Source organism: Brevibacillus ruminantium, from assembly GCF_023746555.1.
Classification (GTDB): Bacteria; Bacillota; Bacilli; order Brevibacillales; family Brevibacillaceae; genus Brevibacillus; species Brevibacillus ruminantium.
Genome location: NZ_CP098755.1, coordinates 4,837,196 through 4,860,953, shown reverse-complemented (window position 1 = coordinate 4,860,953; position 23,758 = coordinate 4,837,196). Strand labels below are relative to the sequence as shown.

The 23,758-nt window shown below is 40.6% G+C and carries 20 protein-coding genes and 1 pseudogene; 17 read left to right on the top strand and 4 right to left on the bottom strand.

Annotated elements, in window-relative coordinates:
- Nucleotide 1: 1 nt before the first annotated feature.
- From NDK47_RS23810 to NDK47_RS23790, 5 genes are all read left to right on the top strand, one after another.
- The gene (locus NDK47_RS23810) at nt 2-1,243 is read left to right on the top strand and encodes a helix-turn-helix transcriptional regulator (protein ID WP_251872218.1); all 1,242 of its coding nucleotides are present in this window, start codon (nt 2-4) and stop codon (nt 1,241-1,243) included.
- Between the two features lie 222 nt (nt 1,244-1,465).
- Nucleotides 1,466-2,212: a nuclease-related domain-containing protein gene (locus NDK47_RS23805; protein ID WP_251872217.1), complete on the top strand. Its 747-nt coding sequence runs from the start codon at nt 1,466-1,468 to the stop codon at nt 2,210-2,212.
- 57 nt (nt 2,213-2,269) lie between these two features.
- Nucleotides 2,270-3,835, top strand: a complete 1,566-nt coding sequence (locus tag NDK47_RS23800) for a copper amine oxidase N-terminal domain-containing protein (protein WP_251872216.1) — start codon at nt 2,270-2,272, stop codon at nt 3,833-3,835.
- Nucleotides 3,836-4,452: 617 nt separating this feature from the next.
- Nucleotides 4,453-4,593 (top strand): hypothetical protein, encoded by a 141-nt coding sequence (locus tag NDK47_RS23795; RefSeq protein ID WP_251872215.1) that lies wholly within the window; start codon nt 4,453-4,455, stop codon nt 4,591-4,593.
- 582 nt (nt 4,594-5,175) lie between these two features.
- Nucleotides 5,176-5,718 carry a Rad52/Rad22 family DNA repair protein gene (locus NDK47_RS23790; protein ID WP_251872214.1) on the top strand — a complete coding sequence of 181 codons (543 nt, stop codon included), beginning with the start codon at nt 5,176-5,178 and terminating at the stop codon, nt 5,716-5,718.
- 204 nt (nt 5,719-5,922) lie between these two features.
- On the opposite strand, the gene NDK47_RS23785 is transcribed toward NDK47_RS23790, so the two are convergent.
- Complete coding sequence (locus tag NDK47_RS23785) at nt 5,923-6,768, bottom strand: DUF3825 domain-containing protein (protein WP_251872213.1); 846 nt, start codon at nt 6,766-6,768, stop codon at nt 5,923-5,925.
- 453 nt (nt 6,769-7,221) lie between these two features.
- Between NDK47_RS23785 and NDK47_RS23780 the strand changes: the two genes are divergently transcribed.
- Together NDK47_RS23780 and NDK47_RS23775 are read left to right on the top strand one after the other, a co-directional pair.
- Nucleotides 7,222-8,130, top strand: a complete 909-nt coding sequence (locus NDK47_RS23780) for a tyrosine-type recombinase/integrase (protein ID WP_063231500.1) — start codon at nt 7,222-7,224, stop codon at nt 8,128-8,130.
- Between the two features lie 279 nt (nt 8,131-8,409).
- Nucleotides 8,410-10,215, top strand: coding sequence for a recombinase family protein (locus NDK47_RS23775; protein WP_251872212.1), 1,806 nt, complete (start codon nt 8,410-8,412; stop codon nt 10,213-10,215).
- Here NDK47_RS23775 and NDK47_RS23770 read toward each other — a convergent pair.
- A pseudogene (locus tag NDK47_RS23770) lies at nt 10,178-11,584 on the bottom strand (SpoVR family protein). The gene NDK47_RS23775 and the pseudogene NDK47_RS23770 sit on opposite strands and share 38 nt — an antisense overlap.
- A gap of 259 nt (nt 11,585-11,843) precedes the next feature.
- On the opposite strand from NDK47_RS23770, the gene NDK47_RS23765 reads away from it, so the two are divergent.
- Nucleotides 11,844-12,836 carry a hypothetical protein gene (locus NDK47_RS23765; RefSeq protein ID WP_251872211.1) on the top strand — a complete coding sequence of 331 codons (993 nt, stop codon included), beginning with the start codon at nt 11,844-11,846 and terminating at the stop codon, nt 12,834-12,836.
- Between the two features lie 306 nt (nt 12,837-13,142).
- Here the strand turns inward: NDK47_RS23765 and NDK47_RS23760 are convergent, their stop codons facing one another.
- On the bottom strand, nt 13,143-14,366 hold the full coding sequence (locus tag NDK47_RS23760) for a hypothetical protein (protein WP_251872210.1): 1,224 nt from the start codon (nt 14,364-14,366) through the stop codon (nt 13,143-13,145).
- Between the two features lie 294 nt (nt 14,367-14,660).
- Here NDK47_RS23760 and NDK47_RS23755 point away from each other — a divergent pair, with 294 nt between their 5' ends.
- The 9 genes from NDK47_RS23755 (at nt 14,661) to argH (ending at nt 22,329) form a co-directional block, all read left to right on the top strand.
- Nucleotides 14,661-14,999, top strand: coding sequence for a sigma factor-like helix-turn-helix DNA-binding protein (locus NDK47_RS23755; RefSeq protein WP_251872209.1), 339 nt, complete (start codon nt 14,661-14,663; stop codon nt 14,997-14,999).
- Nucleotides 15,000-15,034: 35 nt separating this feature from the next.
- The gene (locus NDK47_RS23750) at nt 15,035-15,172 is read left to right on the top strand and encodes a hypothetical protein (RefSeq protein ID WP_251872208.1); all 138 of its coding nucleotides are present in this window, start codon (nt 15,035-15,037) and stop codon (nt 15,170-15,172) included.
- The gene (locus tag NDK47_RS23745) at nt 15,169-15,363 is read left to right on the top strand and encodes a hypothetical protein (RefSeq protein ID WP_251872207.1); all 195 of its coding nucleotides are present in this window, start codon (nt 15,169-15,171) and stop codon (nt 15,361-15,363) included. Before NDK47_RS23750 ends, NDK47_RS23745 begins: the two co-directional genes overlap by 4 nt.
- Nucleotides 15,364-15,926: 563 nt before the next feature.
- Nucleotides 15,927-16,757 carry a polysaccharide deacetylase family protein gene (locus tag NDK47_RS23740; protein WP_251872206.1) on the top strand — a complete coding sequence of 277 codons (831 nt, stop codon included), beginning with the start codon at nt 15,927-15,929 and terminating at the stop codon, nt 16,755-16,757.
- 239 nt (nt 16,758-16,996) lie between these two features.
- Nucleotides 16,997-18,304 carry a hypothetical protein gene (locus tag NDK47_RS23735; protein WP_251872205.1) on the top strand — a complete coding sequence of 436 codons (1,308 nt, stop codon included), beginning with the start codon at nt 16,997-16,999 and terminating at the stop codon, nt 18,302-18,304.
- 199 nt (nt 18,305-18,503) lie between these two features.
- Nucleotides 18,504-19,325: a transporter substrate-binding domain-containing protein gene (locus NDK47_RS23730; protein WP_251872204.1), complete on the top strand. Its 822-nt coding sequence runs from the start codon at nt 18,504-18,506 to the stop codon at nt 19,323-19,325.
- A gap of 103 nt (nt 19,326-19,428) precedes the next feature.
- Complete coding sequence (locus NDK47_RS23725; RefSeq protein WP_251872203.1) at nt 19,429-20,088, top strand: amino acid ABC transporter permease; 660 nt, start codon at nt 19,429-19,431, stop codon at nt 20,086-20,088.
- A 62-nt stretch (nt 20,089-20,150) separates the two neighbouring features.
- Complete coding sequence (locus NDK47_RS23720) at nt 20,151-20,879, top strand: amino acid ABC transporter ATP-binding protein (RefSeq protein WP_251872202.1); 729 nt, start codon at nt 20,151-20,153, stop codon at nt 20,877-20,879.
- Between the two features lie 25 nt (nt 20,880-20,904).
- Entirely contained in the window at nt 20,905-22,329 is a 1,425-nt protein-coding gene (argH, locus tag NDK47_RS23715) for an argininosuccinate lyase (protein WP_251872201.1), read from the top strand.
- Nucleotides 22,330-22,697: 368 nt separating this feature from the next.
- On the opposite strand, the gene NDK47_RS23710 is transcribed toward argH, so the two are convergent.
- Complete coding sequence (locus NDK47_RS23710; protein ID WP_251872200.1) at nt 22,698-23,624, bottom strand: hypothetical protein; 927 nt, start codon at nt 23,622-23,624, stop codon at nt 22,698-22,700.
- Between the last annotated feature and the right edge of the window lie 134 nt (nt 23,625-23,758).

Genomic DNA, 23,758 nt, shown 5'->3' with positions numbered 1-23,758 from the left:
TATGGTTAGTATTGGTAAACTAATAAAAGAAGCGCGTAAAAAACAAAATATGACACAAGAGTTACTCGCTATCGGAATATGCAATCGCAGTTATATTAGTCAAATAGAAAAGGGGCTCGTTGTACCTTCTAGGGATGTATTAGAAAAATTATATAACCGACTGAATATAATTGAAATAAATTATGAAGAGAAAATTAATGAGATAGTGGAATGTATCGATGAAGGCGATTTTCAGAAGGCAATAACATATATTACGGACATAGAAGGTGTTCATTTGTCCCCACACCTTCATGCTTTACGGTTCTGGGCCAAAGGAGAGGTTGAGAAATTCCTCCATAAGTATACTGACAAGGCGATTTCATATTATAAGGATGACTTAGATTTAGAATCTGTGGATGTTTCAACAAAAACTCGAATATTATTGTCTATAGCAGACAGCAAGTTGTTCTCACGTGAACTACATCTAGCAGAAAAATATTTAAACGAAGTATTTAAAATAATTAAAAGCCAGAATGTCTCAGGTTATTTAAAAGTACAATTATTTACTTTACTTGCAATACTGGATGCCAAGAAAGGCGATTATAAAACTGCTCTTAGTTATTATCGTCAAGCCGAACAGTTAAACAGAGATTACAGCACAAGTTATCTTATGGATATAATATACAACGGAATAGGGACGATTTTTTCCCTTCAAAAGCAGTATGAAGAGGCAGAATATTATTTAATGGAGGCAATAAGATTTGGAGAAACCCGAAAGAATAGAGACGATGCCTCTATTGCGAGAAGATATTGTAATTTAGGTATAGTATTCCGGCTAAATGGTAAATATAATTGCTCGATTGAGGCATTAAACAGTGCCATAAAAATAATTAACAGCATAAATAATAAACCAGATATCTTTAATAGTAAGGTTGAATTGGCGAAAACATATAAGTGTATGGGAAGATACTTGGAAACAAAACAACTTTGTTACGAGGTAATTGAACATTGCCCTCATTCAGAAACATTAGCAGACGCTTGGTACATAATAGCGGAAATTCACAAGGAAAATCACGATTTGGAAACTGCTATAATATATTTTGAAAAAGCATTAAAACTACTAGAAAACTGGGGCGAGTACTCTCCGTTTCTGCCAAGAATGTATAAACAGTTAGGTGATTTATACAATCAAGTTGGGCGTTATTCAGAAGCAGCACTAATGTATGAAAAAGGATTAAATCTAATGAAACCACTTGGATTATGAAGTATAAAGTGTTTCCGAGAGCCTCATTATTTTGAGGCTTCTTTTGTTTTGTTAACATTTTCACTTCAACTTGTCGTTTTTTTATCGTTTTGCTTACAATTAATAGTTTGTGATAATTCGTGGTAGAAAAGAAGAGAAAGCAAATAGAACAGCCCGCCTTCAACAGGTGGGTTTTCGTGTAATGATGTCTGAATTGCAAAATGATCAGGAGTGAGGATTTTTATGGCCAATGTCATTCATTCTAAAAACAGTCTTAGTATTCAACTAAAGCAACAAATAGTAAAACAAATCTTTTTCTTATTGGGATTTCCTGTGCTTATATTTATCGGTCTTATCCTATTAAAAGTTTTATTTGGTAATCAGACTCTTTTTTTATTTGGTGTTTTCGCAGGTATCTTTATTTGGGGGATACTAAATGCCAAACAGTACACAAAGATAAAAATTATATATGCAGGTCTTCAGGGAGAAAAGAATACAAATAGATTGTTAGGGTCTCTTCCAGAATCTTATGCCGTGTTATCTGATATAACAATTGAAGTAGAGGGGAAACGTAGTCAAATTGACCATATCGTAGTAGGACCAACAGGCGTCTACGTAATCGAAACGAAAAACCTCAACGGTTCAATTGTTGGAAGTGAAAGTGATCATCAGTTGGTTCAACATAAAATCGGACGTCGTGGAGGCGAATACAGCAAATCATTTTATAATCCAGTAAAACAAGTGGGAACTCATGTGTATCGATTGGCAACTTATTTAAAAAAATATTCATTAGATACATGGGTGCAAGGAATTGTTTACTTTTCAAATCCTGATGCCGAAGTTAACGTGAATAGCGAAAAAATACCGGTATTTTGTTTTGAAGAAGGTCCAAATCAGATTATCCGATATGTCATGGATCAAGAAGCAGAAACTTTGTCTGTTGAAAAGACGAAGAGAATAGTAGATCTATTATCTAAATTGACACTTTAGTATTCGGGTTTAGTTGAAACAATATTTAGATCAAAAGGAAGGAATAGGTGAAAATTCGTGAAAAAAACCATTGGTATCATTCTCATATGCTTGTTAATCAGTAATCTCCCGAATACTTCGTTATCTGCAGAGAAGGAACAAATTACTATCGTCTTAGATGGTGAAGCCCTTAAATTAGACGTCAATCCTATTCTAGAAAAGGGATCAATATTAGTGCCAATAAGGGAGATATTTCAACGAATGGGCGCCAGAGTATCTTTTGATCCAAGTACCCAAAAAATTGTGATTGAACAATCGGATAGCAAAATAGAATTGTGGATTGGCAATAACAATGCTTATGTAAATCAAAAACTATTTAACCTTGATGTACCTCCTTCTATCGTAAATGGAAGAACCCTTGTTCCTCTTCGATTTATTATTGAATGTCTAGGTTATCATATTGAATGGAATCAAACCAATAAAACAGTAAACATTTCAACGAATGGTTCACTGACTCAAGCCCTTAATTCAGCACAAGCCGTAAATTCTGTTCCTTCCAATGTACTGCTCTCTATCATTCATCAAAAACCAAATCCTTATTGGACGTGGACAAAAGTTGACCAAGACTACCTGCAAAACTTTGGAACGAATTTAACAGAGAATCAAAAGGATATCCTTCTTAAGGAAATGCTTGTCATTCAAGACGAGGTGGAAAAATGGGAAACTCACTATACGAAAGTAAAAGGAATGAAATTTTACCCTTCGTATACGGTAGGTATCATTGATACATTGAATCGGGCAATAAAGGCAAGATATCTCCTTGTATATGAGTCAAATAATTATAAATATGTAAGTGATGGGCAGTCTGGGATCGTTGGAAATGAAGTTATGTACGGTAATTTTATTGAAAGAGATTTAAACGCTTCTGACCAAAAAATACTACATGCTATACAACAAGTACCATTTGATACTAAGATCTATGAAGGATTACGAATTTTAAATGTCCCCATAGATTCTTTACAAGGGTTAAATTCAGAGTTTTATGCCGCAGGCTATGCTTCACGTTCTACCGCAACTATTTCCATAGTTACTGGAATAAACAATGCTGATAACACAGGGACTTTTTACCACGAACTAGGACATATCTGGGACGGTTTATATCACGATGAAAAGAAATACCTATCTATCCGTCAAAAACAAAGACTAGATGATTCCAGTTGGGGAAGTAGCCTTGATGAGAATTTTGCTGAAGATTTTCGTTTAGCCATGTCTCCGAATAAAGATCAGATGCCTTCATTAACGGCATTTGGTCAACCTGACGAAGAAGTTTTATCTTCGTTAAGAGAATGGATTTTAGATACAACAGAGAATAATCCAAAAATACTACCTTTTGTCGAAATAGATAATGAACAACGGTTTTCTTATCTTTATGCTACGAATGAGGATTCCATAACCTTTAGTGGAACTGCCCAAGACGATTTTACAATGACGATTATTACACCTAACGGAGATAGAGAGGAACAAGAAGTCTCTACAAAGAACAATCACTTCCGAGCAAAAGTTTCTCTTCAGCAAGAAGGTGTTTATCAAATTCGTTCTGCAATAGGTTCTTTCACAATCGTTTATCTCAAGTACGGCAAGTAGAACCAGAGCCAATTAAGATTAAAATAATGGAAGTTCTCTTTAACAAGGATAAGGAATTAGTGACGTTGATAGAGTAATTACAAAAGGCATAAGGTAATGACAAAGGAAATAATCAATATGGAATGTGAGGGAGATTCTTTTCTTTAGAAAGAGTCTCTGTTTTTTGTTGGGTTATATTAAGTCTGGTTTGTATTCAATGATTTTTGTTATTAGCAAAAAATAATAAAAAAATAATTTGCATATTCAATGTTTTCAAAAACATGGGACTATGTACGAATATGTATGGTAAACAATAGTAAGTGGGAAAATGAGTAGAAGTTCCTCTGATTAGAAACGTGTTATATATGCAAGTAAGTCCCTGAAAAAAATCTCTGAAAAAAATCGCCTACTAACGGATATTGATTCAAGAAAAAAAGAGAAAAAATCTGAGAATGCGAAAAAAATGGAGTTTATATCGACATTTAATTAGAACAGGTTAAAACAAAATTAAATAAATCAAAATCGGTCTAAATCGACTTTTCGATGAATTTCTATGCTTCTCAAATTTTCGAATGCACGTCTACATTCTGTATTTCGCGCCTAGATTAGAAATAAGACAATGAACTAGGGGGCTGGATATGGGCAGATACAATGAAGATGAACACACAGATTATGCTGGAAATGGCTTGGGAATGAGGAGCGCTTACTACGGATTGATTCTTGGCTGCTGGTTCATTGGCATCCTGTATGTGATTCATTATTTTCAGGAAAAGTTCTAATCAAAAAACAAGGGAACAGCCGTTCCGTATCAAAGAGACAAGCATAAACAATAAACTTACTTAGACAGAACAAATTGGGAACACGAAGACAGAAAGGCTTAGGGATAAGTCTCTGTTTTCGTGTTCTTTTTTGTTTCCAAGTCAGTAAGAAGCCATAAGAAAGAGGAGGTTGAGTATTTGATTGTTTTGCTCAAACGGTTCGCAGAAATTGCTTTTGCCATCGTATTCGTGGTTTTAACGGTTTGGGTGATTGTATCCTAAAATCTTTGTCTTCTGGCCAGAAAACAGAGTAAACGGGGAGAGATGTAGAAATGACATACGGAAAAATGAGAGCAGTAATGTACTTAGCAGTAGCAGTCAGTTTCATTTCGTTTTTGAGCAGGTAATGATGGTAAGCCTTAACTATGAAACTGGAAGGATGGTAACATGAACTGCAGGTCTGTGAAGGTGGCATTTTTCGTCTTCCTCGGAATGTTAACAACATTCATTGCTGGGGTGGTTCTAATCTCATATTTGCAGTAACTCACACAAACAAAGCCGTTGCATAAAAAGTCAACGGCTCTCTTATGGGGAGGGGTCATGATGAACTTGGAATTGTTAACAAAGCAATTCCCCAGAGAACAGATTAAATCACGGCAAGGCAAAAAAGGAATGACATATTACTATGTGCCGGCCACCAGCGTGATTGAACGGCTAAATCAAGCATTAAACTTTAATTGGAGTTTCACAGTTGTTAAAGAGTACATTTTTGAAAATGAAGTTGTTGTGTTGGGTGAATTGAAGATTGGGAATGAAATTGTGAAACAAGCGTTCGGTAATTCGCCGATCAACGGCTCCATCGGGGATGCACTAAAGTCAGCAACTAGTGATTCCATTCGTAAGAATGCCGCCGCGTTAAATGTTCCGGCTATCTTTCACACTCCGTCAAACACAGCAGAGCAACAAGGGAATAATCAACAGAGTTCTCCACAATTTCCACAGCAGCAACAACAGACTGACAATCCGTATAGATGTTCAGAATGCAATGCTGGTATCACAAAACAAATACATGATTATAGTTTTCGTACTTTCAACAAAGTGCTGTGTATGAAGCACCAGCAAGAAGCGCGAAAACAAGCACGTTAGGAAGTTAGGAAACAAAAATTTTTATGCTTCTAATTAATTGATCTGCTTTATGGAATAAATTAGACAGGATTCCAACTCTTACTCCGAGATTGTTGAAATTTCTGAATGGGTAGGAAGTTCCAAGAAAAAGAGTCAAAACTGAAATTAGTTGGATAATAACAAAGAAAACCCCAACTGCTTTTTGGCAGAAAGGGTTTTCCCATATTATTCTCCTACATGCTCCGGGGTAATAATGATTCCCTCTTCATCCTCTTCATCTTCTACATCATCTATATCTTTTGAAGGTTTTAGCCATGCAGGGTCAGGTTTAGTAATTAGCCTTGCATTGTTGTATGCCATAGCCATCGTAAGTATCGTCTTACCTTTGTAGGTATTATTGACCTTAGTTACGGCTAAAGCACAATCTGCAATATTTTCATCTTCTATACAGATTGGAATAAGCAATTGGATTTCATCCAAGCGCGGAGAGTACTGAGGTATGGCCAGTTTATAATTCCTTTTTACTCTTTTATGAGCCCGACGTAAACGATTTTCAATTATATCTTCCCTGTATTGTGGAGGTATAGTTTCAATTACCTTTGGTAGGCGGTGCTGCCGTTCAAATATGTGTTTAACTTTATAGGTCATAGGCTTATTTGTATCAAAAATAAAGTCTGCAGGATCAAGTAGGTAATTTGCTGGCTCAGGTAAATTACCTCGTACTGGGTCAAGAATATTGTTAGACTCTTCAAAAAATCCGATTAACTCTAACCTCCCGTCTTTGTTCTTCCGAAAAAGTGCAAATATCTCCTCGTACCCAATTCGTGCCTCAAGTCCAGTATTAAAGCAGCCATAATCACTATTTTCAAAGATTTTATGCGATTCTTTTCTTATTAAATAGCGAAAAGTGTGGTGTATATATTTCCACAAGACGAAGAATTCAGAATCAACGTCTTGAGCCGGTTTTGTTCCGCCGCTCCAGTCCTCTTCAAGTGCTAGAAGAGATAACTGTCTTAATTTCCTATTTTGACCTTTACATATTGCCCATTCATACAGATTAGAAACAGTCATAGTTACCCTCCAATGTTCGATTATAAAGAAATTATATCAACCTATGAAAAGTGATTCTATAAAAACAGCAGATAGAGAAAAATAAAGGGATTTGACTGTGATTGTATAAATAAAAAATACATAGCGTACATAGACAGATTTGGAAAGGCACATAGACAGTAACAGGCCGATAACTTCGGTCAGGCTGCTCTGTGTCTTTTTTGATTTGAAGATGAGGTACTCCAGAAAGCATGTAAGTGAAGGGGGATAGGGTATTTGAAACTACAATTATGGAAGTGGCAAGAGGGATAAAATTTGTTGGAATCCTGTTATTTAAAATCATGCGTTTTTTTCGGCATTTAATATGAATTATGCGACGAATACCAGTCAAAGGTTAGTATGATTCGTCAGATAATACGCTAAATGACCTTGAATTTTTCGTCATATAACACTAAAAGAAAGAGAGTAAATAAAATGACCGCAGAAAGAATAACTGTTTCAGAAGGTATCCGATTATTCTTGAGAAAATTGAGTGAAACGAAGTCTGAGAACACTGTAAAAAGTTACAAAAGTGATCTCGATATTTTTCTTAGGCATTTAAATGTATCATGGATTGGTGATAATGATGGAGACATTTTAGTTCAAGAAATAACAAAAACTGATTTGAGAGATATGATTTCAAACTGGAAAAACCTTAATACATCTGCACCAACTTCTATTAATCGTAGAATAGTTGCAGTTAAATCCTTCTTTAAATTTTTGAATGGAAATGGTTACGTAATAACGGATATTGCAGAGGACTTAAGTGTAAAACGTATTCAAAAACAAAATCTTGTGAAATGGTTAACTAGACAACAAGTAGGTCGCTTGCTCCATGTAGTAGAGAATCAGTTAGGTAATGAGGCGAAGAAAGCGAGAGATAGAGTAGTATTTATTACTCTATTAAATTGTGGTTTACGGGTTAATGAACTGTGTTCATTGAAACTTGAGGATGTAAATTTACAATCGCATATATTAACGGTTTCAAGCGGTAAGGGTAATAAATATAGAAGATTACCATTGGGGAATTCAACAGTAAAGACAATAGAGCATTGGCTGAATTTTCATCCCGGTAATTCAGAATATTTACTGACGACAAAAAGAGAGCCACAAATGACAACAAGAGCAGTTCAACATCTACTGAAAAAATATGGAGAAATGGCAGGAGTTGAAGTAACCCCGCACACATTACGACATACCTTTTGCAAGAACCTAGCGGATCGGACAGGTAAACTTGAGATTGTATCTGAACTAGCAGGGCATACAAGTATAGAAACCACTAGAATTTATGTAACTCCTTCTTTACGAGAACTGAAAGATGCTGTAGAAGGAATTGAGTTCTGAATTGAATTTCTTATTAAACTTCTTATGGGTGGGATCACTTAGAACTTGAGTGATCCTATTAGTTTTAAAATCCCCAAAAAAATATAGTAAATTATCAATTATCTTTTAACATACTTTTGTAGACTTTTAAACGTCATGTTATCATCCATTTAAGGAACGCTAAGAGTACAAACAAACTACAAAAATTCTATTGTCGATGAAAATGTTTATTAAGTAGATCGCACAACCAATTTACAATAAACACTCATACTCTATGGCGCAAATAAAGGAGGTATGTTTATGAAAAATTTATCTGATGTGAAAATTCTTGCTGTGGATGTAGATGCTCAAGATAACGAACAAGACATGAAAAGAGCAGTAGGATATATTCGCGTATCAACTTCAGATCAAGCGGAATTTGGAGTGTCTTTGGAATTTCAAGTGGACAGTATAAAGCAGCATTGCTTAAATAATAATTTTGATTTAATTGAGATATGCAAAGATGAGGGAGTTAGTGGGTTCAACAAAGGTATGTATGATCGAGTCGGTTCCGCTAAGTTAATTGATTATATCACTAGTGATAAAATTGATTATGTCATAGTAACAAAGAACGACCGACTAGGAAGAGATCATGTGGAGAAACTCCTTTTGAGAAAACTAATGAAAAAGCATTCTGTAAAGGCCATTTGTTTATTTCAACAGGGAATTGGGGAAGATGAAACTCCAGAGCAAATTTTAATGACAGGAATGTTTGATTTACTTGATGAGTTTTATTCTCAAAATCTTTCTAGGGATGCCAAAAAATTCGGTCAAAAAAAGGCCGATCTTGGGGAATACACGGGTGGTAAAGTCCCGTTTGGATATCGAGTAGATAATCAAACAAAAAAATACATTGTGTTTGAACCGGAAGCAAAAATAGTCAGGTTAATTTTTAATATGTATTTAAAAGGGAACGGAACACAGAAAATCAATAAGTATCTTCAAGAGAATCATCCGGTACCCGGTAAAACTTGGTCCCATTCTACTGTCCGTGAAATGTTACTAAACCCCAATTATACTGGGGACTTTGTTTGGAATCGAAATGAAGGGAAAAGGGTTAAGAAGAAGTTTAAAGATAAAAAGGATTGGGCTATAAAACCAGATAATCATGAAGTTATTATTCCAAAGGAGATCTTCCAGCAGGTAGAAAAATTGAGGGGAGAAAGGAATAGGAATAGTAACAAAGATGGAAACAAAAACCCTAACATCAACCACAGTCGTACTAGTGCAGAATTACTGGCAGGGCTGATTAGGTGTGGATGCTGTGGAAATCATTATGGGAAGCATAATGTTACTAGTAAAAGGACTGGAAAAACTAACTTATACTATAAATGTTCAGGGAAAATACGACATAGTTCTGTTTATTGTAAGCAAAGGGGGCTAAATCTGAAAAAGATGGATGCTCTGATTATTGACACGCTTGCACCAGTATTAACAAAAGACATGATGTTACAAATATTAAACGATAATTGGAAGAAGTGTATTGAAGAACTGAAACAAGAAATGGAACGTCCAGAAAATCTATCGAAGCAAATTCAAAAATGTGAAAGGAACATTTTAAAGTACCGCGCGCTTATTGATGAAGAGGATGACTTTGATTTAATAAGGGAACATAACAAGAAAATCAAGGAATTGACACAAGAAATAAAAAATCTGAACAAAGAACTTGAAGCGAGCGATTACAAAAACTTTACCCTTGAATTCGATACGATGTATCCTTTGGCCGGAGAGTTAGAGTTTGATATTAGATTCTTTAAAACATTAGATAAACCAACTCTAAAAGAATTTCTTGGAACACTCATTAAACAAATTACGGTAAGGGATCTAAATAATAGAGAAACTGAAATCGAAATTCAACTTCAAATAAGTTCGCGCACATTAAAAACTGTCATAGATATTCAAAAAGTAAAACCTAAATTAATTGCTGAAGGAGAAAATATGTTTTTCGTTGAAGATAATGAAGGAGATACGGAGTTGGTAATTAAAAGTCAAAGAAATCAATTTACAAACGATTTTTTTTTGACTAATGTTATGTCATTTGATTGTAGCGCCCCACCTCCACCATAACATAACAAAAAAAGCTTACAATAAGAAAGAAGGCGCCTTCCGATACAGGGAGGTGCCTTCTCGTCTTTTCAGCCTCTGGCAGAAGCCTGCCTTTAATAAACAGCATGATCGAGTATCTTAATAAAAACCGTCGATGCACTTTTTTCCCATCATACGTAAACTGGACAGCCCGCTCGTCAATTACCGATTCCAGATGAATGTTCTTGCCCCACATCTGGTAGATATTCGGGATCGTTTTCTCTACGTATTTGACGTCCAGCTCCAGTCCCTCGTAGTGATGCTTCAGGTAAAGCTCTCCCGACCGCAGGTGGTCGCCATTATGGACCATGATGTATGGAAAACCGCCGTTGACGCGCGTGATCGCCAGACCATCCCGGACATCCTCCCAGGCTTTGTCTGTCACCACCCAATCGTTCCCCTGCTTGCCAAACATGTAGAGATTGAGCTAGCTGACCAGATCCTTAGTCAAATAATTGCGGATAAAGCTGATATCCGACTCCAGCTCACGCACTTCAAAGAGCTTCGCCCGCCCCTGGCCCGGTATTCTGCCGAAGCGCTCCTGTTCTTCCTTGGTCGGATGATCCCAGCGATGCTCAATATCCTCAAAGATTTTCAAACCCAGATGATAGGGATTGATGCTGGTCGGCGATGGCTGGATGACAGAGGAGTGCAGCTTGGCAAATTCGATCGTCTCAGCTTCGGTAAGGTCCCTTTCGCGTAGAATGCGCATGTGCCAGTAGGAGGCCCAGCCTTCGTTCATAATCTTGGTCTTCAGCTGCGGCCAGAAATACAGCATTTCATCCCGGACGATTGTCAGGACATCGCGCTGCCAATCCTCCAAGATCTACTTCCACCTGAGCTTCGGATGCAACAAGCTCGGATCAATATACTCCTGGATAGCGAGACAGGCATCCAGCAGCGATTCCACTGCATCCTTGCCGGATTTGATCTCGTATTGGCGAATCCGCTCCGAGCTGGCGGCCATGCTCTCCACCATATCCCGGTTGGTATTGGCGAAGCGGGAATTATTTTTGAAAAAGTCGCAGTGGGCGAGGACGTGGGCGACGATCAGCTTGTTTTGGATTAGGCTGTTGCCGTCGAGGAGGAAGGCGTAGCAGGGATTGGAGTTGATGACAAGCTCGTAGATTTTGCTCAGGTTGAGGTCGTATTGCAGCTTCATTTTATAAAAGGATTTTCCAAAGCCTCAGAGGGAAAAACGGGTCGGCATCCCGTAGGCACCAAATGTGTAAATGATGTCCGCCGGGCAGATTTTATAGCGTATGGGATAAAAATCAAGGCCGAAGCATTTGGCAATCTCCGTGATCTCGTCAATCGAACGCTCAAGCTCTCGAAGCTCCTCCATTGTCATGTTGTTCCCCCCAAGTCTTACCGTTTCTTGTCATGTGTACATGGGAGGAGCTTGGGGATAGATGAGTTTTCTTGGGGATTTTTATTGAGAGGAGTATCTATTCATCTTTACCTAATAAGATGTTCTCGGAATTTGTTACCACGAAAATTCCCGACGTGGGTGGTTGCTTTTTCATGGTCGTAATTTCCTTACTTGTTGAAGCGACAGATGGACCGGTCCCTGCAGTCGTTTTCAACTTTAATATAAGGGGGAACTTACTATGGCCATGCGTAATCTACTGGTATACATTGGGAAACAATACGATCCCATTCGTGCACGGGATCTTGATAAACTTGATGATGTGGGTTTGAATCACATTACTTTAGAAGTAGGGTTAGGGAGCAATAAATTTCGATATGACGATGATAGACATAACCGGAGTATTGTAGATTTCTGCATTAACGGAGTAGAATCCTTTTTCCGAGAATATGCAAAATCCGTTTTTCAACCTTGGGTATGGGTCGGCTTGCCACAGTACGAGCTTACTGAACGGACGGTCACCAAGGAGAGAGATTTATACAGATACTACAGGGATTATATTGATGGCGTAAGAGAGCGTCTTGAAGCGATTGGGCGTTGGGAGGACGTTCGAGGTTTTTACTATTCTATGGAGGCAGTGCAACCCATTCAAGAAAAGATTAGTGAGACCTCTCCGACTTCCACCCCCAGCGTCAGGTTGATGAACGACATTTCTTATCACATTCATAACCAAGCGGGGAGGTATGGTAATCAATTCTTGTGGTGCCCTTACTACGGATATGGCAGTTACCAGAGTAATATTATTCATAACTTGGGTGTTATTGCCAATCGAACAAATATTTTTGACCACATTTTGGTTCAACCCCAATATTACTTCAGGCCAGCAGTAAAGGAAAACGTAAACGCTGTTCGAAATTCTGTAACAGATCGAAACTGGGATCAAGAAGGGGAAATTGTTGATCTAAATGGCAATCCTGTAGCTGGTGGACGAAGGGCTAGCGCAAGCGCAAGTATTGGAGTTGTAATGGAAATTAACGTTGAGTACTTTTCTGAGCCTGACTACGCTGACCGTTACAATTATTATGATCGCCGTTTTACACGCTTCCTCCAACCTCGTTCAGATACACCTTTTACTTTTTACGCTGGACAGCTTTCAAGTGTTCTTGAGAAAAAACCCGGCGGTAGTTTGGATCGGATAATTAAAGCTTTCTATGACCAGAGGAAAAATTTTTAGGCGAGTAAAGTTAACTCAAATTTAGTCTGTGACTCCTAAGATACTACGCTAGTTGAAGTAATTGATAATTTAACGATCTGACGAAAGTTCCGTGTAAACTCGATCTGTCCAAAACCTTACAAGGTTTCACGCCTTGTTCGGAACATCCTTCTTAGAGCCAATAGAGTCAAGGGCGTCAATCAAAGCGAGCCCTTGACTCATCGGCCGAGAAAGAGAAAATCCTTAGCAGATGAAGCTCTTCATTTTAGCAGATGTACGGTTGTACTGGTACCCCGAAGAAAATCGCTTGTTTTACATGAACTTGTTTCATTTTTGGGGTATCTTGAATAATATCCCATTTGGATCTTGTACGTTTTCAAAAAAATAAATACTCGTGAGTTGGGGTTCCCTTTCGGGGACAATTCCAAAATTTTGTTCATAATATTCTTCATCCAAATATGTCCAATAATGTTCCTCTTTCATCGGCAGACCTGTTTCCTCATTTACAAACGCGACTTTCGTACTAAATCCTTTCGGCTCAGTATCCACTCTTTTGTAAACCTGTACCTTCTTCCCGTCAAAGTTCATAATTTTCGTCCGTTTCCACTCTGGCCCCTTTTTAGATTGAAAACTAGATAGTCGTGGAGGGATAAATTCCCCTGGTTTACTCTCCGTTTTTTCAGTAATTTCCCCCTGTTCCTTTCTCATTTGGTAAAATTCCTTTCCCTTTTTTCCTTGCTGATTAACAATCCATTGACTACTCATACTTTCGTTGGATTTAAATCCGTAGTCAAAAAATTCAAACCGTTCATCTCCATTTTGTGGATTATGCCAGTTTTTTGAAAACTTGATACTACTCCCACTAATTGAAATCCTTTTAACATGTTCGATATTGGTATTATGCGTCTGGGAATTCGGAATTGTGAAGACAGCACCTGCCGGGTCGTGTACTTTTTCAAAAAAGTACACCTCCGTAATCTCCGGTGCTTTCGATATGTCACTTCCCTGATAATACTCCTTTTTCATAGGCAGGCCTGTTTGCTTCTCTAGATAGACAACCTCGGTATAAACGGCAGCCGACTCTCGAACCACTCGTATCTTTTTCTCAGCAAGTTTGCTGTCAAGCCCAACAGTACCTGTTGAAGTCCATTCCGACGTTTGATAAGCATCTAGCAAAGACTGGAACAGGGTTTTACCAGGGAGTATTGATGTTTGATACGGACCCGTTCCGGTTTCCTCCGTAGTTTTCCCCTGTTTTTGGATCATCTTATAGACTTTTTTCCCCTGCTCTTTCACTAACATTCTTCTCATCTCGATTTCTTCGCTACCGGCATAGGAGTATTGGAGTTCGTCATGGCGCTCATCTTTACTCTGTGTATGGTACCAACTTTCCTTTACCAGTATCTGCCCAGGGCTTTTTACCAACGTAACCATTTGCTCAATGACCGGTTCAAGATGCGCAGTAGCAAATGTGGACGGGATACTGCCCAGCACACTCCACATGAACATAGAGAGAATGGTCAAAAACAATACGGTTCGCTTATGAATCATGCGCTTTCTCCCTCTTTCTTCATTTGATAAAATTGTTTGTTCTATATATGACGTTTATAAAATCAATAAGTTTCCCAGTATTTACTATCGTTCAAATAATTGTCATACAATGGTTGTCTTTGGTGTTTTTTCCAAAATTAAGTTGCTTTTTGGTTACTGAATTTTCCAAGTTAGTAGATAGTTCAAAACAAGGCTGGTGATTACATTAATTTTAGGTCAAGTTTTCTGGTTCGCGGAATAGGAGCACAACGATTATTTCATCAACTTCGGAGATATGAACAGGAGGTGAGATAAGTGAGAGATGAAATACTAAAAGAAAAGTGTCGAAAAATTCTAAAACGAATTGCTTGGCGCTTACAATACGCTGTTAAAAAAAAGGGGCATCGCGAAACCTATCTGGTTGATGAAATTCATGGAGATGATATTACTTCCTGTACTATCTCACAACTTTATGTTGAAGAGGTACTTTTGCAGATACCAGAAAAAGCTCGTTTTATTATCTATAGCATTGTCATCGATGGAATGACAGAAGAGGAGGTAGCCCAAAAATTGAATGTAACGAGACAGGGAGTGAACAAATGCAAAAACAAATACCTTCGTGTACTCGCGGAAAAAATACTTCCTTTTATATAACGTTTAAACTCGCCCAGGCAGGTGATAACCGGGCAATGCTGGAAATTATTGATTTTCTGAACCCCGACATGGAATACCTAGCAAACTTTATTAAACTGCCACGAGAAGAGTCAATACAGGAAATGAAGGCTGCTATGATTGAAGCGATCCGCCGGGGAGAAATACAACCATGATGTCATTTGACTGGGTGAATGCGCTTGCTCTCATCGTTTGCTTTTTAGTTCTGGTTGTAACATACAAACATATAGAACTACAGGTACGAATTAACAATATTTTAGATTTACAATTAAAAGCAAATAAAGATAATAAGCAATGTGAAGAAAAGAAGGAAAATAATGAAGGAGAAGATCATAGTCCACCATAACTTATTTGGGTGGAAACGAAAATAACTGGGCTGTTTCCCCCCTTTTCAATCTCTTCATTTTACTTTCTGAAAGGGAGATGTACTGCTAAATGGTTGAAGCTGTATTAATTGGATCATGTTCGATATTGGTCGTTCTATACAGTGGTCAAGTTATCTTACTAAGGCGGATCAAACAAAACAAACAATAAGTAGAAAGTCAAGGTCGGGTCTGTCAAGATTTTTGTATAAACTCAATCAACCGATATATGAAAAGGTTTCGTCCACCTAATTGGGACGTCTTTTTCGAAACCAATAGAGTCAAGAGCGTAAGGCGAAGCGAACCCTAAGGCGGAATTATAATTAAGAAAGGAAGGGCGTAGTTTCCCTTCCTTTTTTGATGAACTAATGCCTACTCCTGTATGTACGATCATCTCTACAGTTCACTTCAAAAAGTACGTTCTTTTGCAACTATACACGAATGTTTGTCTGGTCAAGGAATCAAGAGTGAACCCCGCCTTATTGTGTCACAAAAATTACCGGGCTGGATCTAATGGATAAACACAATAAAGGTAGAGGGGAATACTATGCATCGTTTTTTTCTGGTCTTACTCGTGTTCGGAGTATCTTTTCTTATTGTCAGCTATTCAAAACAACCTGTCTATTATCAAAACAAAGCAATCATACTGACGTATCACCATCTTGATTTTGTTGAAAATGATGCCACGCTGTCTCCATCTACATTTGCACAGCATTTAGACGCTCTTATCCAAAAACAATATAACATTATCAGCATGGAAACCTTCGTAAAATTTATTCGTACAGGTGAAAAGATACCTCCAAATGCTGTTGTTTTGACGTTTGATGACGGATATGAAAGTTTTTATACCTATACTTATCCTGAGCTAAAAAAGCGAGGCATTTCGGCTACCAATTTTCTGGTTGTGAAATCGATAGACGTTTTCGACCCTGCGGCACTTCCACATCTCACGTGGAACCAAATACAGGAGATGAAAGCGAATGGTATGAGTTTTTACAGCCATACCTATGATCATCATCGTAAAATGAAAACAACTCAGGACGGAAACAGTAAGCCCATGTTAGCCAATAGAATCTACTTGGAAAGTGAAAAACGCATTGAATCGCAGGAAGAGTATAAAATGCGGATAAAAGCCGATCTTGAATTGGCTGAAAAGAGACTGTTCGAAGAATTAGGTGAACAATCCCGACTCCTGGCTTATCCATATGGAGCCTACAACGAAACAGTAATCGAGGTTGCTACGGAATTAGGTTATGAGTTGTTCTTTACAGTAGAAGAAGGGATTAACCATAGGAACCAACGTAAAATTTTCCGGATAAATACGAACAGAAAATCGGCGGAAGACTTGATAGAGACACTACAGAAGTATTCCATATAATAATCTTTTCACTGCTCATCAGGAATGAGTCAAACAAGTTCTACTGATACGAAACCCTTCCAACCACTGGAAGGGTTTTTGTTTCCAACTCGCCCAGCAAGCCGACCACTGCAAGGTAGACGAGGAGGAGACGAGCCTGGCGGAGATGGGCGACTGGAAAAACAGGAGAATACACTAGCTTTCCCACAAACTCCATGTATAAAATAAATGAGGAATCTTGGGGAAAGTGGGAAAAATAAATGTATAGAATCGGTGTTGTCGGGCCGCATCTCTCTGTGGATCGGATTCTTGATGTGGCGAAAGAATTTGGGCAGATGATGGAGTTTATTCCCTATCCGTACCAATCGTTTAAAAATACACCTGAGATTGTTCTGGAGCATGACCATCATGTGGACGTGTGGCTCTTTTCTGCACAGATTCCGTACAAAATTGCGCGAAAGACGCTGGGATCGGATGAAAACATGATGCATATTCATCACTCGGAGGCCAGTCTGTATAAATGCTTTCTCAACATGGCCTGTGAGCTGGGAACCTATATCGATCGGGTAAGTATCGATGAGATTGACACGTCCGACCCGGAGGAAGCCATTCAACAACTAGAGAACGTTCCGAGCAAGATTTATGTGAAACTGTATGACGAAGAAACAGATCTAAAGGAATTGCTGCAATTCCATCTGGATCTCTGGAAAGCGGGAAAGACGGATGGAGCGGTTACCTGCTTCCAATTTGTCTATCAGTCGCTGCGTGAAGCGGGAGTGCCGGCTTTTTGGATTTCGCCGACCCGTATGGAGATTCGCAAGACTCTTCGGATTCTTGCGGAAAAGGTCAGAACTATCTATTTCAAGGATACGCAAATCGGCGTGGTGATCATGGAAATCGAGCAGTTCGACAAGATTGCCCAAAAGGCGAAAAGCCCCTACCATCTCCAGTATCAGGAGCTGCGTTGGAAAGAGGCCCTGCTGCGGCTTTGCGAAAAGCTGGATGGCTCCCTGCTGGAAAAAGGATATGGCCGCTATGTGATCTTCAGTTCCCGCGGGGCGATTGAAAGAGAACTGACGATGGTGCAAAACACCGTTTTCCAGCTGTCACTGGAATCGGAAACGACTGCAGCGGTGGGCATCGGGTTTGGAGAGACGGTTTTTAAAGCGGAGGTAAACGCCAGGCAGGCGATCCAGTATTCGAAGGAAAAAGCGGAACGAGGCATGATTATCGTGCAGGAAGATGGGACGATCAGCGAGTCGGTGGGCAAGGAAGAGATTACGTACTCCTTCCGCATGGACGACAAGGATTTATTGGAAAAGCTGAAAAAAGGAAACATCAGTGTGAAAACCTATAATAAGATCGAAGCACTGATCCGACGGATGGGCTGGAATGATTTCACCACAAAAGATTTGACCACCCACCTCTATATGGACGAACGGAATGCGCGAAGGATTGTCGCTCTGCTGTGCGAAGTGGAGCTGGCGGAATGCATCGGCGAGGAATCATCCGCTACGCGCGGCCGCCCAAGTAAAATATACCGTTTGTATAATCATTCTATTCAATGAATGATTATTTTTTTTAGATTCTTTAAAAAAATGCGTTGATATGGCAGGGTGATACGAGTACAATCATTTACAGGGTATTTACCCTTAACTAACCCGTAAATAGTACATCACGGGTTCAACATAGGTGACAGCTTTCGTGTGCCAATATTCGGCATTTAGAGGTTGGACATACACAATGATTACTGAGGGGGAAGCGTTGATGAAAAAGGCAATTATCGTGATGTTATCCTTTCTTCTTCTGGCCGTAACAGGTTGTTCGCAACAGGCCGGACCGGAACAGAAGGCGCCATCGACCATCCAGAAGGTAAAAGAAAAGAAGAAGCTTGTGGTGGGTACGGGTTCTGCCTATATGCCGTTTGAGATGAAGGACAAGCAGGGCAACTTTATCGGGTATGACATCGACATGATGACGGCATTGGGCAAAGCGCTTGGCGTTGAAGTGGAATTTAAACAAATGAAATTCAGCGGGTTGATTCCAGCCCTGCAAACAGGCGATATTGACATGGCGGTTTCGGCGATGACCATTCGCGGCGATCGCGCACTTTCTGTCAGCTTCTCCAACCCTTACTATTCGACAGGACAGGTATTCATGGTGCCGAAAGCAGACACGACTACCAAGTCTTGGGAGGACCTGGACAAGCCTGATAAAAAGATCGCCGTTTCCCAAGGGACTACAGGTGCGCTGTTAGCCAAGCAAATTTTCAAGCAAGCCAAGGTACTCGATTTCGAAAGCGTCCCTGCGGCTGCAATGGCAATGACTCAGGGACAAGCGGATGGCGTTGTCACAGAAGAAGTGGTTGTTCGCGAATATGAGCAAAATCCTTCTTTCCAGACAAGAGGGATTTACGACTTGATTTCTACTGACAATCTGGGGATTGCGGTTCCGCTCAACGATGTGGAAACAGTCCTCTGGATTAACTCCTTCCTCGCTTCCTACAAAGGCAGTCTGGAAGATCAAGCCTCCATTGAAAAGTGGTTCCATTCCAGTGATTGGAGAAGCGAAGTAGAAAAGAAAGAGTAACGGAAAAATAAACGAGCATTTCTTAAAGGGCGGGAAGGGTCCATTATGGCTCTTCCTCTCTTATTGTATGTGCTGAAAATACAAAGGAAATGGGGGTACATTCATGGGTTACCAAATGGAATGGGGCGTGATTGCGGACAATCTTCCTCTTTTCTGGGAAGGGCTGCTGATAACGCTGAAAATCTCAGCGATGGCGCTATTATTTAGCCTTCCGATCGGAATTGTGGCAGGCTTGTGCCGAATTTCCCGGAATCGGATTCTTTCCTTTATCGCCTCTGCATACGTGGAATTGGTTCGAGGGATTCCTCTTCTCGTGCTGCTGCTGTGGATTTTCTTTGTACTGGGTAGATTCTTGCGCATCGATTCGTTCTGGGCTGCCGTCCTTGGCTTGGCTATATTCTCGGGCGCATTTGTGGCGGAAATTATTCGTGCCGGTATACAATCCGTTCCACGCGGACAAATGGAAGCAGCGCGTTCGTCGGGAATGAGCTACGTGCAGGCTATGCGGCTGGTGATACTTCCGCAGGCTTTCCGCAAGGTACTGCCTCCGCTTGCCTCCCAGTTTATCATCCTGATCAAGGATTCTTCGCTCGCTTCGGTCATTTCCGTTGTGGACTTAAGCCTGGTGGGGAACAATCTGGTGGCGACCACCTTCCGCGTGCTTGAAATTTGGACCTTCATCGCAGCTGTCTATTTCTGCATCACCTTCTCTCTTTCGCAAATCGTACGTTATTTGGAACGGAAATACCGTGTATACGAATAGCAAAATAAAGTGACGGCGCGATCCATATTTCATCCGGAAATGGAAGGAGGAATCATACCGATATGATTTCAATAAAGAATGTGACGAAAAGCTTTGGAACGGTAACAGTACTTCATGATATCAATCTGGAGATTCCGCAATCGCAGGTGTTTGCCTTGATCGGCCCGAGCGGTGCGGGAAAAAGCACGCTGATCCGGACGATCAATGCGCTGGAGGACATTCAGGCAGGGGAGATCGTCGTAGATGGAACCTCCGTACACGAGAAAAAAACAGATATCAACAAGCTGAGAGCCAATATCGGCTTCGTGTTTCAGTCGTTTAACCTGTACCCTCATCTGACCGCATTGGAAAACGTAGCCGTTGCTCCGATCAATGTCAAAGGTGTCGGCAAAAAGGAAGCAGAGGAAAAAGGAAAAGAGCTTCTGTCCAGCCTTGGTTTGGGCGAAAAATTCGGCTCCTATCCCGGCCAGCTATCGGGTGGACAGCAGCAACGAGTCGCGATTGCCCGTGCTTTAGCAATGGACCCAAAGGTCATGCTGTTTGACGAGCCTACCTCGGCGCTTGACCCGGAAATGGTAAAGGAAGTATTGGATGCGATCCGCAAGCTGGCAGGTACGGGGATGACGATGGCTGTTGTGACGCATGAGATGGGTTTTGCCAAGGAAATCTGCAATCAAATCGTCTTTATGGCAGAGGGGAAAATTGTTGAGGTAGCACCCCCTTCGGAGTTTTTCAGCAATCCGAAGACGGATCGGGCACAGGATTTCTTGGGCAAAGTGCTCAATCACTAGATAAAAAATCGGGAGTGAACCATAGATGAAATTGTGGGGTGGACGTTTTACCAAACAAACGGACAAGCTCGTGGAGGAGTTTACGGCCTCTATCGGTTTTGATCAAAAACTGGCGCGTGACGATATCCGCGGCTCGCTGGCCCACGTGAAGATGCTGGGAGCCTGCGGCATTATCCCGCAGGAGGATGCCGACAAGATCAGCGAAGGCTTGCGAGGCATTTTGCAGGAAGTCCATGCGGGGACGTTTGTCTTCAACGTAGAGAATGAAGATGTCCACATGAATATTGAAAAAGTTCTGATCGAAAAAATCGGGCCGGTTGGCGGCAAATTGCACACGGGCCGTTCCCGCAATGATCAGGTGGCGACAGACCTGCATCTTTATTTGCGCCGGGAAACCAAGCAGATTGTCGCTTACCTGGTCGATCTCCTGGATGCGCTGGTGGAGACAGCGGAAAAGAATTTTGACGTGATGATTCCGGGCTATACCCATTTGCAGCGGGCTCAGCCAGTGCTGCTGGCCCATCATCTGCTCGCATACGTCGGGATGTTTTCCCGTGATGTGGAGCGTTTGCAGGATGGGTTGAAACGGATTGATACGCTGCCGCTTGGTGCCGGGGCTCTGGCTGGTACCACGTTCCCGATCGATCGCGAACTGGTAGCAAGAGAGCTGGGGTTTGCACGGATTTATGAGAATTCGATGGACGCCGTCAGCGATCGAGACTTTATTCTGGAATTCCTGGGTGCCGCATCGCTTGTGATGATGCATCTATCTCGTTTTTGTGAAGAGATGGTGCTTTGGTCCTCCACAGAATTTGGTTTTGTGGAGCTGGATGATGCGTACTGTACAGGCTCCTCAATCATGCCGCAGAAAAAGAATCCGGATGTGGCGGAATTGCTGCGCGGGAAAACAGGCCGCGTCTATGGCAACCTGATTGGCCTCTTGACCGTATTGAAAGGATTGCCGCTCGCCTACAACAAAGACCTGCAGGAAGACAAGGAAGGCATGTTTGATACGGTGGATACGCTAAAAGGCTCTTTGCAGTTGTTTGCTGGCATGATCCGGACGATGGAAGTGCGCCGGGAACGTGTGGCTCAGGCATTGAAAGAGGATTTCTCCAACGCCACCGATCTGGCCGATTATCTGGTGCGGAAAGGAATGCCGTTCCGTCAGGCGCATGAAGTGATTGGCAAGCTGGTGCTGTATTGCATTTCCAATGGAAAATACCTGGCAGATCTTACGCTAGAGGAGTATAAGCAGCACAGTGCTAGCTTTGAAGAGGATCTCTACCAGGCGATCGACATGCGTACGGTAGTAGATGCGCGTGATGTACTGGGTGGAACAGGCAGCAAGCAAGTCGAGCAGAGTATCCGTAAAGCCAAGGCTTTCATTGCCGAGCTGGAAAAGTGGACGGAAGAGGCTTTGCAGGAAGAAGAGGTACGTACTGAATAGGAAGACAATGCCCATGCTTGAACAAAGCGGGGCATTTTTTTCGACCGGCCTTCACAAGCAAAAGGAACTGTACCTTCAAGCAGTGACGTCTAATTACATCACTGCGGATGGACTTCTTGATTTTAGTCCTGTGGTTACATGAGATTTGAACATGCAAAACAGTTGTCGCAGGAGGAGCCTTAGCGATAACTGTTTTATTATTGTGAGGCAGAACAATAAGTTCATTTATACTTCAATTAATATAAAATAATATAATTTAATTAAAATATCATCTATATAACTTAAATGTGGTCTGGTAACTGAGTTAGCGAGTTCACAAAAACGTCACAATTATTTTTCTCTTGAGTTTTCAGCAGTTCCCGTACCTGTCAGTTGAATAGCAGTTTATTTGCTGCTCCCATATTGTTCGTCAGCATTGTGTATCTGAAAAGGGTACCTTGCTGCTCTCTGGTAATTTTTTTTAGCTTATGTTGTAAAGCGAAGAGGCTTAAGAAGCCTATCAAATCATTGATTGGTAAGCCTCGATAAATCAAACTGATGTTAGTAAAATGGCGAAGGAACTGAGAGACAGGGCTATTCCGGTCACGTTTCTCTACTGTCTTATGTCCTTCTGATGGTCCGAAGAACTTTACATCTTTAAGAACGGTGTTGTTCGGAAGGGGGGGCAGAGGAACATTTGAATGGATAGTTGATTTGTCATTAACTTGACTCAAAAAAGCATCCCAAAGATTCGAGCGATTCTGGTTTATCTGAAATACAAAGTTGTCCAGTCGATCCTTGGCTACAATAAGATAGATTTGTTTATTGCCTTTCACCAGTTCTTCTGAGTTCCGGACATATTTGGGTCTTTCCAGGCTGGTAATCTCTACTTCTTCGGCTACTATTAACCCCTGCAATTTTTCCTGATAATAATCAGTTGCGAGTTGCACAAACTTCTTTCGCCAGCGGTAAAGGGTTACCTTACTTAGCCCTAATTGTTTCGACATTTGTCCTAAGCTTGCTCCTTTAACTACCAAATCCATAAAATCAGTCCATTGTTCCGGATGACGGCAGCGGTGGAAAAGAGTTTGGGAAAAATCATTGACAGTAGCCCCACATTTGCATTTATAACGCTTGCGACCTCGATAATAGGAATGGAAAGCAAATGAGTCATTTCTTTTGCATTCCGGGTTCTGGCACTGAAGTCCACCGTATTGGGCGTATAATTTATACTTCTCCAAGTTCCTTTGAATATCGGCCCAGAAATGTTGTTTTTTTGACATTCTACCTTCCTCACAAGATCCTCGCTGTGTCATATTTCTCCCTCCCTACTATTCCTATTTCCTTTTTATTCTAACACGGAGCGATAAACGTAAACCACAATTAACTTTACAAATCAAAGGGGGATGAATTTACAAATTTTACCAATCTGGATTTTTTCCGAACTCCC

Excerpts from the sequence above, each read along its gene's own strand:
- NDK47_RS23810 (WP_251872218.1), top strand. The coding sequence starts at position 2 with ATGGTTAGTATTGGTAAACTAATAAAAGAAGCGCGTAAAAAACAAAAT.
- NDK47_RS23805 (WP_251872217.1), top strand. The coding sequence starts at position 1,466 with ATGGCCAATGTCATTCATTCTAAAAACAGTCTTAGTATTCAACTAAAG.
- NDK47_RS23795 (WP_251872215.1), top strand. The coding sequence starts at position 4,453 with ATGGGCAGATACAATGAAGATGAACACACAGATTATGCTGGAAATGGC.
- NDK47_RS23790 (WP_251872214.1), top strand. The coding sequence starts at position 5,176 with ATGAACTTGGAATTGTTAACAAAGCAATTCCCCAGAGAACAGATTAAA.
- NDK47_RS23785 (WP_251872213.1), bottom strand. The coding sequence starts at position 6,768 with ATGACTGTTTCTAATCTGTATGAATGGGCAATATGTAAAGGTCAAAAT.
- NDK47_RS23780 (WP_063231500.1), top strand. The coding sequence starts at position 7,222 with ATGACCGCAGAAAGAATAACTGTTTCAGAAGGTATCCGATTATTCTTG.
- NDK47_RS23775 (WP_251872212.1), top strand. The coding sequence starts at position 8,410 with ATGAAAAATTTATCTGATGTGAAAATTCTTGCTGTGGATGTAGATGCT.
- NDK47_RS23765 (WP_251872211.1), top strand. The coding sequence starts at position 11,844 with ATGGCCATGCGTAATCTACTGGTATACATTGGGAAACAATACGATCCC.
- NDK47_RS23760 (WP_251872210.1), bottom strand. The coding sequence starts at position 14,366 with ATGATTCATAAGCGAACCGTATTGTTTTTGACCATTCTCTCTATGTTC.
- NDK47_RS23750 (WP_251872208.1), top strand. The coding sequence starts at position 15,035 with ATGCTGGAAATTATTGATTTTCTGAACCCCGACATGGAATACCTAGCA.
- NDK47_RS23745 (WP_251872207.1), top strand. The coding sequence starts at position 15,169 with ATGATGTCATTTGACTGGGTGAATGCGCTTGCTCTCATCGTTTGCTTT.
- NDK47_RS23740 (WP_251872206.1), top strand. The coding sequence starts at position 15,927 with ATGCATCGTTTTTTTCTGGTCTTACTCGTGTTCGGAGTATCTTTTCTT.
- NDK47_RS23735 (WP_251872205.1), top strand. The coding sequence starts at position 16,997 with ATGTATAGAATCGGTGTTGTCGGGCCGCATCTCTCTGTGGATCGGATT.
- NDK47_RS23730 (WP_251872204.1), top strand. The coding sequence starts at position 18,504 with ATGAAAAAGGCAATTATCGTGATGTTATCCTTTCTTCTTCTGGCCGTA.
- NDK47_RS23725 (WP_251872203.1), top strand. The coding sequence starts at position 19,429 with ATGGGTTACCAAATGGAATGGGGCGTGATTGCGGACAATCTTCCTCTT.
- NDK47_RS23720 (WP_251872202.1), top strand. The coding sequence starts at position 20,151 with ATGATTTCAATAAAGAATGTGACGAAAAGCTTTGGAACGGTAACAGTA.
- argH (WP_251872201.1), top strand. The coding sequence starts at position 20,905 with ATGAAATTGTGGGGTGGACGTTTTACCAAACAAACGGACAAGCTCGTG.
- NDK47_RS23710 (WP_251872200.1), bottom strand. The coding sequence starts at position 23,624 with ATGACACAGCGAGGATCTTGTGAGGAAGGTAGAATGTCAAAAAAACAA.